Annotated in this window: 11 protein-coding genes; 6 read left to right on the forward strand and 5 right to left on the reverse strand. The window is 72.4% G+C overall.

Going from position 1 to position 11,576, the window contains the following annotated elements:
- The first annotated feature begins 152 nt into the window (after positions 1-152).
- The gene (locus AB0C87_RS36955) at positions 153-1,538 is read left to right on the forward strand and encodes an NAD(P)H-quinone dehydrogenase (RefSeq protein WP_360581534.1); all 1,386 of its coding nucleotides are present in this window, start codon (positions 153-155) and stop codon (positions 1,536-1,538) included.
- A gap of 33 nt (positions 1,539-1,571) precedes the next feature.
- Here AB0C87_RS36955 and AB0C87_RS36960 read toward each other — a convergent pair whose 3' ends face one another.
- Complete coding sequence (locus AB0C87_RS36960) at positions 1,572-2,855, reverse strand: ArsB/NhaD family transporter (RefSeq protein ID WP_345176761.1); 1,284 nt, start codon at positions 2,853-2,855, stop codon at positions 1,572-1,574.
- A 40-nt stretch (positions 2,856-2,895) separates the two neighbouring features.
- On the reverse strand, positions 2,896-3,354 hold the full coding sequence (locus AB0C87_RS36965; RefSeq protein ID WP_353833694.1) for a CBS domain-containing protein: 459 nt from the start codon (positions 3,352-3,354) through the stop codon (positions 2,896-2,898).
- A 329-nt stretch (positions 3,355-3,683) separates the two neighbouring features.
- Between AB0C87_RS36965 and AB0C87_RS36970 the strand changes: the two genes are divergently transcribed.
- Positions 3,684-4,361, forward strand: a complete 678-nt coding sequence (locus AB0C87_RS36970; protein WP_345176767.1) for a response regulator transcription factor — start codon at positions 3,684-3,686, stop codon at positions 4,359-4,361.
- Positions 4,362-4,386: 25 nt separating this feature from the next.
- On the opposite strand, the gene AB0C87_RS36975 is transcribed toward AB0C87_RS36970, so the two are convergent.
- From AB0C87_RS36975 to AB0C87_RS36985, 3 genes are all read right to left on the reverse strand, one after another.
- The gene (locus AB0C87_RS36975; protein WP_345176769.1) at positions 4,387-5,361 is read right to left on the reverse strand and encodes a sensor histidine kinase; all 975 of its coding nucleotides are present in this window, start codon (positions 5,359-5,361) and stop codon (positions 4,387-4,389) included.
- 12 nt (positions 5,362-5,373) lie between these two features.
- Positions 5,374-6,780 carry a hypothetical protein gene (locus tag AB0C87_RS36980; RefSeq protein WP_360581535.1) on the reverse strand — a complete coding sequence of 469 codons (1,407 nt, stop codon included), beginning with the start codon at positions 6,778-6,780 and terminating at the stop codon, positions 5,374-5,376.
- Positions 6,781-6,922: 142 nt separating this feature from the next.
- Positions 6,923-8,689, reverse strand: coding sequence for a biotin carboxylase N-terminal domain-containing protein (locus tag AB0C87_RS36985; RefSeq protein ID WP_345176774.1), 1,767 nt, complete (start codon positions 8,687-8,689; stop codon positions 6,923-6,925).
- A 206-nt stretch (positions 8,690-8,895) separates the two neighbouring features.
- On the opposite strand from AB0C87_RS36985, the gene AB0C87_RS36990 reads away from it, so the two are divergent.
- The 4 genes from AB0C87_RS36990 to AB0C87_RS37005 all read left to right on the forward strand — a co-directional run bounded on the left by AB0C87_RS36990 (position 8,896) and on the right by AB0C87_RS37005 (position 11,481).
- Positions 8,896-9,936, forward strand: coding sequence for an SPFH domain-containing protein (locus AB0C87_RS36990; RefSeq protein ID WP_345176777.1), 1,041 nt, complete (start codon positions 8,896-8,898; stop codon positions 9,934-9,936).
- Positions 9,937-9,978: 42 nt separating this feature from the next.
- Entirely contained in the window at positions 9,979-10,308 is a 330-nt protein-coding gene (locus tag AB0C87_RS36995; RefSeq protein ID WP_345176779.1) for a hypothetical protein, read from the forward strand.
- A 75-nt stretch (positions 10,309-10,383) separates the two neighbouring features.
- Entirely contained in the window at positions 10,384-10,935 is a 552-nt protein-coding gene (locus AB0C87_RS37000; protein ID WP_345176781.1) for a hypothetical protein, read from the forward strand.
- 276 nt (positions 10,936-11,211) lie between these two features.
- A complete protein-coding gene (locus AB0C87_RS37005) occupies positions 11,212-11,481 on the forward strand; it encodes a WXG100 family type VII secretion target (protein ID WP_089314806.1) in 270 nt (89 codons plus the stop codon).
- Positions 11,482-11,576 lie beyond the last annotated feature (95 nt).

Genomic DNA, 11,576 nt, shown 5'->3' on the forward strand with positions numbered 1-11,576 from the left:
AGGGAAGACGCCACCGGGGAGGCGGGGGTGTGGCTGCTGTGGTCTGCGATGGAACGCGCCACACCGGTTGATGGGCCACTCGGGGGTTGTTGCAGGAAGAAAGGGTCCGGAGCGGGACTTTTCACTGCCGTGAGTAGGAAACAATGGAAGATGTGACCCGCATCGTGATCATCGGAGGAGGCCCGGGCGGTTACGAGGCCGCGCTCGTCGCGGCGCAGCTCGGCGCCGACGTGACCGTCGTCGAACGGGACGGTCCGGGCGGCGCGTGCGTGCTCACCGACTGCGTGCCCTCCAAGACGCTCATCGCCACCTCGACCCGCATCGCGGTCATGTCGGAGTCGGCCGGCCTCGGGCTGCGCTTCAACGGCGGCCCGGACGGGATCGTCGGCGCCCTCGAAGCCGACATGGCCATCGTCAACAAGCGCGTGAAGGACCTCGCACGGGCCCAGTCGTTCGACGTCGCCGAACGGCTCGCCTACGAGGAGGTCAAGATCGTCCGCGGCGAGGCGCGGCTGGTGGAGCCGCACGTCGTGGCGGTCGGCGAGCGCCGCATCCACGCCGACATCGTGCTCATCGCGACCGGCGCGACGCCGCGCGTGCTGCCCGGCGCGGAGCCGGACGGCGAGCGCATCCTGAACTGGCGCCAGCTCTACGACCTGCCGGAGCTGCCCGAGGAGCTGATCGTGGTCGGCTCCGGCGTGACGGGCGCCGAGCTCGCGGGCGCCTACCTGTCCCTCGGCTCGAAGGTGACGCTGGTCTCCTCGCGCGACCGGATCCTGCCCACGGAGGACGCCGACGCCGCCGCCGTCCTGCAGGACGTGTTCCTGCGGCGCGGCATGAACGTCATGTCGCGGTCGCGGGCCGCGGCCGTGGAGCGGTCGGGCAACGGCGTGATCGTCACGCTGGAGGACGGGACGAAGGTCGAGGGCACCCACTGCCTGATGACCGTGGGCATGGTCCCGAACACCCGGGGCATCGGCCTGGAGGAGGTCGGCGTGCGGTGCGACGCGCGCGGCTTCGTCGAGGTCGACAAGGTGTCGCGGACGTCCGTCCCGCACATCTACGCCTCCGGCGACTGCACCGGCGTGCTCATGCTGGCGTCCGTCGCCGGCATGCAGGGGCGCATCGCGATGTGGCACGCGCTGGGCGAGGCCGTGCAGCCGCTGAAGCTCGGCTGGGTCTCCTCCAACATCTTCACCGATCCCGAGGTCGCGTCGGTCGGCGTGACGCAGCACATGGTCGACTCCGGGGACGTCAACGCCCGGACGGTCATGCTGCCGCTGTTCACCAACGCGCGCGCCAAGATGCAGGGCTTCGAGGACGGCTTCGTGAAGCTGTTCTGCCGCCCGTCCACGGGGATCGTGCTCGGCGGCGTCATCGTGGCGCCGCGGGCCAGCGAGCTGATCCTGGGCGTGTCGATCGCCGTCCAGCAGCACCTCACGGTCGACCAGGTGGCGCACACGTTCGCGGTCTACCCGTCGCTGTCGGGCAGCATCACCGAGGCGTCCCGCCGGCTGATGGCCGAGCACGCCTACTAGCGGCGTGCCCGGCCGGGCCGTCCGGAGATCCGGCTAGAAGTAGCGCAGGGCGACGTAGACCCACGCCATCAGCGTGCTCAGCACCGTCACGATGATCCCGTACCGGGTGAACTGCCAGAAGCTGATCGGGTTGCCGGTCTTGGCGGCGATGCCGATCGCGACCACGTTGGCGCTCGCGGCGACGGCCGTCCCGTTGCCGCCGAAGTCCGCGCCGAGGGCGAACGACCACCACAGCGCCTGCGCGGTCGTGGGGTCGGGCGCGCCCGCGGCCATCCCCTCCACGATCGGCGCCATCGTCGCCGCGTAGGGGATGTTGTCGAAGAACGCGCCGAGCACGGCCGACCCGAACAGCAGAGCGGTGGCGCCCGCGAAATAGTTGTCGCCCACGGCGTCCGCCGACCAGGTCCCGATCCTCTCGATGACGCCGGTGTGCCCGAGGGCGGCCACCATCACGAACAGCCCCATGAAGAAGACCAGGACGGGCCACTCCACCTCTTCGAGGACCTCGGAGACCTGGACGCGCGACACCAGGAGCATCACGCCCGCGCCGACGAGCGCCACGATGGACGGCTCGACGTGCAGCACCGAGTGCAGCGAGAACCCGGCGATGACCAGGCCGAGCACGGCCAGGCACCGGACGAGGAGCGCCGGATCGGTGATCGCCTTGCGCTCGTCCAGCGACATCACCTCCGCCGCGTACCGCTCGTCGTACCGGAAGGAGGAGCGGAACAGCACCCGGGCCAGCAGCACGAACGCGATGAAGACGATCACCGTGATCGGCGCCATGTGGACGAGGAAGTCGTTGAACGTCAGCCCCGCCCGGCTGGCGATGATGATGTTCGGCGGGTCCCCGATCAGGGTCGCGGCGCCGCCGATGTTGGACGCCAGCACCTCGGCGATGAGGTAGGGGTGGGCCGGGACGCGCAGCCGGTTGCAGACCACCACCGTCACCGGCGCCACCAGCATGATCGTGGTGACGTTGTCCAGGAACGGCGAGGCGACCGCGGTGATGAGCATCAGCATCACCAGCAGCCGGTACGGCCGGCCCCTGGAGCGCTTGGCCGCCCAGATCGCCAGGTAGTCGAAGAGCCCGGTGCCCTTGACGACCCCCACGATGATCATCATTCCGAGCAGCAGGAAGATGACGTTCCAGTCGATCCCGTCGTGCTCGGAGAAGAAGACCTCGGCGCCGGGGGCGAGCCCGAGGACCGTCAGCACGCCCGCGGCGACGAGGACGACCTTGACCTTGTCGACCTTCTCGGTCGCGATGAAGAAGAACGCGACCACGAACACGGCGAGTGCCGCGACCGCGGTCACCGCGCGCCCTCGCGCCGGGCGCCGGCGGGGGAGCCGTCCCTCAGTCGCCGGGCCTGGTCAGCGCCAGCGCCGACAGCAGCCGGTCGAGCGTGACCGCCCCGGCCAGCAGCCCGGCCTCGTCCACCACGGCGACCAGGGGGCTGCGCTGGCGCGCCATCAGCGTGGCGAGCTCCAGCAGCGTCGCGGACGTCCTGACGATCACCGGGCGGGGAGTGGGCGTTGCGAGGCAGTCGCCGACCGTGAGGTCGCGGATCTCGTGCCAGAAGACGTCGGCGTGCGCCTCGTCCACGGTCCGGGTCAGGGCCGGATCCTCCTGGTAGGCGACGGGGACCGCCAGCCGCAGCACCTGCGTGCCCGGCAGGACGACCAGGGGGCGCTGCGCCCGGTCGATCACGATCAGGCCGGGCAGCCGCCCGAGCGCCATGACCTGGATGGCGTGGGCGATCGAGTCGCCCAGGGTCACGGTGGGCACCTGTACGGCGATGTCCCGCGCTTGCATGGTGTCCTTTCGGCTTCCGGAAAGCCTGGTCCTCCGGGTGGATAGGGTCCTCCTTCTGGCGCCGGGGGCGGACCCGTCACGGGACGGCCTCCGCGGTGCCGTGGGCGGGGGACGGTGCCCTCCGCCCGTTCGCCGTGCCATGCGTCCGCCCCTTTCGTCCTGCGGCTTCCAGTCTTTTCGGCGGCGGCCCGCGTCCCCATCGGGCGCGGCACCCATATCGGGCGGTGCGGATCATGTATTCGCGGGCGGCGGCCCGGTCCCGCCGGGGCGGCGCGCCTAGGATGAGGACGAGACCGCAGGTGACCGGTGCGCACGAGAGGCGGTGATCGGTGCACGCGGGAGGCTTCGCGCACACCCGGGAGTCGGCGACCCGGATCCTGCTCGCCGACGACCACGCGCTGGTGCGCCGGGGGCTGCGCCTGATCCTGGACGCCGAGCCCGACCTGACCGTGGTGGCGGAGGCCGCCGACGGGGCGGAGGCGGTCGACGCGCTCGCCGCGGGCGGCGTCGACCTGGCGATCCTCGACATCGCGATGCCCCGCATGACGGGGCTGCAGGCCGCGCGGGAGATCTCCCGCCGCTTCCCCGGCGTCCGGACGCTGATCCTGTCGATGTACGACAACGAGCAGTACCTGTTCGAGGCGCTCAAGGCGGGCGCGTCCGGGTACGTGCTGAAGTCCGTCGCCGACCGCGACCTGCTGCACGCCGTCCGCGCCGCGATGCGCGGCGAGCCGTTCCTGTACCCGGCGGCGGTGACCGCGCTGATCCGCGAGTACCTCGACCGCGACCGGCGCGGCGAGGGCCAGGCGAGCATCCTGACGCCCCGCGAGGAGGAGATCATCAAGCTGGTCGCGGAGGGCTACTCGTCCCGGCGGATCGCCGAGACCCTCACGATCAGCGTCAAGACCGTCGACCGGCACCGCGCCAACATCCTCGGCAAGCTCGGGATGCGCGACCGGCTGGAGCTGACGAAGTACGCGATCCGCGTCGGGCTCGTCGAGCCCTGAGGGGCGGGCGCGGCGCCCGGCGGGGTCAGGCCCGGCGTGCGCCGGGCGGGGGGACGACCAGCCTCACCTCGGTGCCGCCGCCGTCCGCCGGGCCGATCGTCAGCTGCGCGCCGACGAGCATCGCGCGCTCCCGCATCCCGTGGATGCCGGACCCCACCCGGTCCGGCGGGCCGGTCCCGTCGTCGGCCACCCGCAGGACGACGCGCCCCTCCTCGTCCTGGGCGAGCGACAGCTCGGCGTTCCGCGCGCCCGAGTGCCGCCACACGTTCGTCAGGCTCTCCTGCGCGATCCGGTAGATCACCAGTTCGGCGTCCGCGCCGAGCCCCTCGGGGACGGGCTGGACGCGGCGGGTCACGCGGGGGCCGCCCGTCCCGGAGAAGTCCGTGGCGAGGGCGGTGAGCGCGCTGGTCAGCCCCAGGTCGTCCAGGACGCCGGGGCGCAGCCGCCGGGCGACGCGGCGCACCTCGTCCAGGCTGGACCGGACGGTCTCCTGGACCTCCCGCAGCTCCTCCGAGATCTCCTCCGGCGCCCGGTTCGCCACCGACTTCAGCTCCAGCAGCACCACGGTGAGGGTCTGGCCGATCTCGTCGTGGAGCTCCTGGGCGATGCGGCGGCGCTCCGCCTCCTGCGCGTCCAGGACGAGGGCGGTGCTGGTGCTGCGGTCGGCCTCCAGCCGGTCGAGCATCGCGTTGAACTCGTCGACCACGTGGAACAGGTCGCCGCTGCCGCCGGCCGGCAGGCGGTCGCCGGAGCGCAGCGAGTCCATGCGCGCCATCAGCGCGGTGAGCCCCTCCAGCGGCGCCAGGCCGGCGCGCAGCAGCAGGGCGTTCGCCGCGACCATGACCGCCAGCCCGCCCAGCAGCACGAAGAACTCGTTCAGGAGGATCGGCGTCGACACGGTCACCGGTCCCACCGCCAGCACGAGGGTGCCGACCACGAACACCAGGCCGTTGATGCCGAGGATGCGCCAGAACAGCGCGGACGCGGGTGTCCTGCTCACGGGGAACGCCCCTCAGAAGCCGCCGAAGTCCCCGCCTCCGCCGAAGTCGCCGCCGCCCCCGAAGTCGCCTCCGCCGAAGTCCCAGCCACCGCCGACGTCGCCGTCGCCCCCGCCGAAGTCGCCTCCGCCGAAGCCTCCGCCGAAGCCGCCGCCCCACATCGAGCCGAGCGCGGTGCCGATCAGCATGCCGCTGAGCAGGTCGACGCCGCCGTAGCCGTAGTAGTAGCCGCCGGCGTAGGGCGCGTAGGCGGGGCCGGCGTTCCAGTAGGGCTGCCGCCCCCCGCCGACCGGGACCATGCGGACGTCGGGGTCGTTCCCGTGCAGGACGGCCTCCGCGTCGGCCGCGCACGCCGGGACGGAGCGGGCGACGCCGCCGGGCGGCGCCCACGTCACGTCCTGGACGGACGGGCCGTGCTGCGGGTTGAAGAAGCAGGGCGGGCGCCGCTCGGGCACCGGGTCGCCGGCGACCCGGGCGCGCGTCGCGGTCATGTAGTAGCGGCCGTCCTCCAGCGCCGTCGTGACCTCCTGCATGTCCTGCGGCCGGGCGGCGCGCTCGGTCGCGGACTTGGCGCGGTCGTAGGAGTTCATCGCGCGCTCGTAGTCGGCGCGGGTGTCGGGATCGAGGCCGCTGTCCATGACGTTCAGGTCGAGGCGGGCGATGTCCTCGCCGAGGAGCGTCACGTCCTCCTGCACGCCCGCCTTGAGGTCGGCCATCTCGCGCGCCGCCCGCTCCCGCCGCTTCCTCCGGGCGTTGAGCATGACGCCCGTGATCGCCGCCACCACGAGCACGAGCACGCCGAGCAGCACGTAGCCGATCGTCGCGCTGGACCTGGAGTCGCTGTCGACCTTCTTCTCGGCGAGGCCGCCGAACTGGATCAGCCGCTGCTTCAGCGGCGCGCCCTCGGTGCGGGTGACCAGCTGGTTGATCTCCGCGCGGTCCAGCTTCTTGGAGATCGCGCCCATCCGCGCGCCGTCGGCGGTGACCGCGACGTAGGTCTGGCCCTTGCCGACGCGCTCGGCGACGGCCGGGAGCAGTTGCCGGACCTCGGTCCCGGTCACGTCGTTGCGGACGACCACGGCGCGGATGTCGGCGTCGCTGTCGCCGCCGAGGGACGTCTCGATCTCGTTCCGGTCGGCCGGGGTCAGCGGGTTCCCGGCGCCGCTCGTCACGTACAGCCGCGAGTCGATCAGGCCCTTGGCGATCTGGCCGACGGTGTCGTCCGCCGCCGCCCGCGGAGCCGCCGCCCGCACGGCGGTTCCCGTCGCCGTCGCGGTCGCCGTCGTGCGGGTGGCGGCGGCCTGCGACGCGGCGGCGCCCGCCGGGGCGGCCAGGGCGAACGCCGGGACGGCGACGGCGGCGATGACCGCCGCCGCGGCGCCCCCGCGAGCCGCTCGAACGGCCCGGTTCTCGGTGCTCATGCTCTCAGTCTGCCCACGTGGACGCACCGATGCGTCCTTCGCAGGACGGATTTGCGCACGCGCCGCATGGGCACCGCGCCCCATCCCCTCCAGGGACCCGGAGCGCCGGGGCCCTGGAGGCGGCGCGGGCCGGGGGCCGCGCTCAGGAGTCCTTGATCTCGCAGATCACGGCGCCCGCGGAGACGGTCTGGCCCACCTCGGCGGACAGGCCGGTGAGCGTCCCCGCCTTGTGCGCGGTGAGCGGCTGCTCCATCTTCATGGCCTCCAGGACCACGATGGTGTCGCCGGCCGCCACGGTCGCGCCCTCCTCGACGAGGAGCTTGACGATGGTGCCCTGCATCGGGCTGACCAGGGAGTCGCCGGACGCCTGCGCCGCGCCGCCCTTTTTGGCGCCGCGCCGCCTGGCGGGCGCCGCCTTGCCGGCGGCGGGGGCGGCGGAGGCGCCGAACCCGGCGGGCAGGACGACCTCGATGCGGCGGCCGCCGACCTCCACGGTGACGCGCTCGCGCTCGCCCTCGTCCTCCTCGCCCGCGGGGGGAGCCTCGTGGGGCGGGATCGTGTTGTCGAACTCCGTCTCGATCCACCGGGTGTGGACGCTGAACGGGGTCTCGTCGTCCGCCGGGACGAACGCGGGGTCGTCCAGCACCGCCCGGTGGAACGGCAGGACCGTCGGCATGCCCTCGACGACGAACTCGGCGAGGGCGCGGCGGGACCGCTCGACGGCCTGCCGCCGCGTCGCGCCCGTCACGATCAGCTTCGCGATGAGGGAGTCGAACTCCTGGGGGACGGTCTGCCCGGCCTCGTAGCCGGCGTCCAGGCGGACCCCGGGGCCCGTCGGGGGGTGCCAGGCCGTCAGGGTGCCGACGGCCGGCAGGAACCCGCGCCCGGCGTCCTCGGCGTTCAGCCGGAACTCGATCGAGTGGCCGCGCAGCTCCGGGTCGCCGTAGCCGATCTCCTCGCCGTCGGCGACGCGGAACATCTCGCGGACGAGGTCGACCCCGGCGACCTCCTCGGTGACGGGGTGCTCGACCTGCAGGCGCGTGTTGACCTCCAGGAACGAGATCGTCCCGTCCTGGCCGACGAGGAACTCGCACGTCCCGGCGCCGACGTAGCCGGCCTCCTTCAGGATCGCCTTGGACGAGGAGTACAGCAGCTCCAGCTGCTCCTCGGACAGGTACGGCGCGGGCGCCTCCTCGACGAGCTTCTGGTGGCGGCGCTGGAGCGAGCAGTCGCGCGTGGACACCACGACCACGTTGCCGTGCTTGTCGGCCAGGCACTGCGTCTCCACGTGCCGGGGCTTGTCGAGGTACCGCTCGACGAAGCACTCGCCACGCCCGAAGGCGCCCACGGCCTCGCGGACGGCCGACTCGTACAGCTCGGGCACCTCCTCCAGCGTCCGGGCGACCTTCAGGCCGCGCCCGCCGCCGCCGAACGCGGCCTTGATCGCGATGGGCAGGCCGTGCTCGCGCGCGAACGCGACGACCTCGTCCGCGCCCGACACCGGGTCGGCGGTGCCGGCGACCAGCGGCGCGCCCACCCGCTGGGCGATGTGCCGGGCCTGCACCTTGTCGCCGAGCGCGGTGATCGCGGCCGGCGGCGGACCGATCCAGGTCAGTCCCGCGTTCTGCACGGCCGCGGCGAAGTCGGCGTTCTCCGCCAGGAAGCCGTAGCCGGGGTGGACGGCGTCGGCGCCCGACTCCGAGGCGATCTTCAGCAGCTTGTCGATGTCCAGGTAGCTCTCGGCCGCCGTCCGCCCGCCGAGGGCGAACGCCTCGTCGGCGACCCGAACGTGCAGCGCCTCCAGATCGGGCTCGGCGTACACCGCCACACTGGCCAGCCCCGCGTCGCGGCAGGCACGGGCGATACGGACCGCGATCTCGCCGCGGTTGGCGATCAGGACTTTGCGCACGTGGGTCTCCTCCTTCAACCTCGCAGGCAGTCTAGATAACCCGGATCCCAGGTTTTCGTAAGCCCCTCCTTATTGGGGGCGAGGTCCCGGATAGTGGGAGGCTTCCCCAGAAAGCGGTACCCCCAGGGGGATCCGGGCGGGTCTCCGGTCCGTCTCATCCGGGAACCCGCGGCACGACCCCCCGTGCGGGCATGAGAGGAGCCACCGTGGCCGAGAAGAAGACGTCCACAGCCAGGGAGAAGGCCGGCGCGACCCGGCGCTCCGGGGTGAGGGCGCCCAGCCGGCGCACCGCCATCGTCGCCGCCGTGCTGCTGGTCGTCGTGGGATGGCCGGTGCTGAGCGCGCTGTTCGGCGGCTTCGAGCGCACCGGCGGCGGCGAGATCGCCGTCGTCCGCAACGGCGGGTTCTTCGACAACAACAGGATCCGGCAGGTCATCGACCCCGGATCCGGCCGCGTCTGGGTCGGGCTCTACTCGCAGGTCCACAAGTACCCCGCCCAGCAGCGCTTCTACACGATCACCTCGGACTCCGGGAAGGGCGACGAGTCCGGCGTGGACGTCGTCACCGTGCCGAGCTCGGACGGCGTCAACATGGGCATCGAGGGGACGCTGTACTTCACGCTCAACCAGGACCACAAGGCCCTCAGGCAGTTCGACGACAAGTACGGCACCCGCAAGTTCCGCAGCGCCAGCGGCGAGACCTACAACGTCTACGACGGCGACAAGGGCTGGTCGGCGTTCCTCGACCAGATCGTCCGGCCGGTCATCGACAACGACCTGCGCAGCCAGATCAACAGCTTCCGCTGCGCCGAGCTCGTCTCCTCCTGCGCCCTCGTGCAGAACTCCTCCGCGCCGAGGAACGTCCAGACCGCGGGGCAGCAGGCGCAGAGCAACAACGGCAACATCGCCAAGGTGCAGAACGCGATCAACACGAGCCTGGCCGCGGACCTGGAGCAGACGCTCGGCGGCAAGTTCGTCACCAACATCCACTTCAACCTGGTGCGGATCACCCTGCCGGCCAAGGTGCAGGACGCGGTGGACCGCGCGCAGGCCGCGTTCGCGCAGATCAGCGAGGCCCAGGCCAAGGTCGCCTCGGCCAAGGCGGAGGCCGCGGCCAACAAGGCCCGCCAGGACGGCTACAACAAGTGCCCGACCTGCGCGAGGATCGAGGAGCTGAAGGCCCTTCCGCAGGGCATCACGGTCTACGCGCCCGGCAACCCGAACGGCTCGCTCCTGCGGGGCAGGTAGGCGCCGGGGCGGCGGCGGGCGCGGACGGCGAGGGAGGCGGTCGTGCGGTTTCTGATCGTTCTGGTGGCGCTGGCGGTGGCGGCCGTGGTGGTCGTCCTGCTGCTCTACGGGTTCTCCGACCGGTCGTCGCGGAGCCGGGCGCGGCTGGAGGACGGCGCCCGGTGGGAGGCGCACACCGAGTCGACCGGCGGCGTCACCACGGTCGTCGTCCGGCGGGTCTCCCGCGGCGGCGCCGGGGAGGTGCTCGCGGAGATCGGCCGCCAGGCCGTCGCCGCCATTCCGGACGGTGATCCGGAATGGGAGGAGCGCTACCACGAGGCGATGGCGCGGGCCCGCTCGCGCGTCGCCGCACTGGAGAGCGAAGCGGACTGAACCGGCGTTCCTCCCACGGTCCGGCCGTGTAATGTCGGCTCGGACCCACCAGCCTTTGATCAGCGGGAGAGGCCGATGGTTCGCCCGTGGCCCCGGGCCGGACTGGCGGTCGTGCTGGCCGCCTGCCTGCTGGCGCCCTCGTCGGGCGTGCGCGGGCCGACCCCTGCGGTGGAGGACTACCTCACCCGCCAGCTCACCGTCGCCGCGAACTCCTACCTGGAGCGCCGTTCCCAGGCCCTCGTGCAGAAGGACGGCCGCGACCGCGGCGCCGCCCCCACGGAGGTGCTCGGCGTGCGGATCTCCCCGTCGCTGGTGCGGTCGCAGGAGAAGGCCGTCCGGGAGCTGGAGACCCGCAACCGCGCCCCCGTGGAGGGCGGCCCCGCCTATACCGGGGCCCGCACGCGCCTGGACGAGGGCCGCGCCGTCCGCACGGGCGACCGCATCACGCTGGAGGCGGTGGAGCACACGGAGATGCGCTACGGCCTCGGCGGCCGCGGGAAGGTCACCCAGTCGGTGCGGCGCCGGTTCGAGTTCCGCGCGTCCGGCGAGCAGATCACGATGGTCGGCGAGCGGGTCCTGGACCCGGGGGCGCACCCGGTGAACGACCCGATCGGCGAGAACCGCTGACGCGCCGCTCCTCCCTTTCTTACGGCGATCTCCATTCGCATCCGGAAACCGCTCTGAAATTCTCTTGACGCGCAGTAATTATCCTCGTCACAAGCCGTTCGGCTTCGCCCTCGCTGGCCACATCCGGACAGGCCGTCATGGTGGGAATGTGGCCGTTTCGACGGGGGATACCCGGGGGGTCGCTGGATGGATGTGATCGGTGGGGCGTAGGCTGGCGCCATTCCTGCGGCAGCGGCTGGAAACGTTCCAACGATCAGCGAGGAAAGGGCCGGGGCGATGGGTGACAAGCGCGGCGCCAACCTGGGCGAGCTAGAGGAACTGTCCCGCATCTTCAGCAAGCACTCCCGCAACCTCGACGCCCTCATCAAGGACCTCAACGGCCGCACCGTGAGCAGCAGCGCGGCCTGGTGGGGCCCCGGGGCCGACCGCTTCCGCGCCTCCTGGGCCGAGGCCAAGACCGCCTTCGACAAGATGGCCGTCGCCCTCGAACAGGGCAGCCAGGACATCCGCAGGTCCCAGCAGAACATCGAGGCCGCCACGCGCTGAGCCTCCGCGAGCCGCGGGTCCCGGCCCATCCCCCCGAGGCCGGGACCCGCCTTTTTTCTTCGCCCGGCGCCCTCCGCCCGGCGGAGGCCGGTCGC

Source organism: Actinomadura sp. NPDC048021 (assembly GCF_040653135.1).
In the GTDB taxonomy this organism is placed as follows: Bacteria; Actinomycetota; Actinomycetes; order Streptosporangiales; family Streptosporangiaceae; genus Spirillospora; species Spirillospora verrucosospora.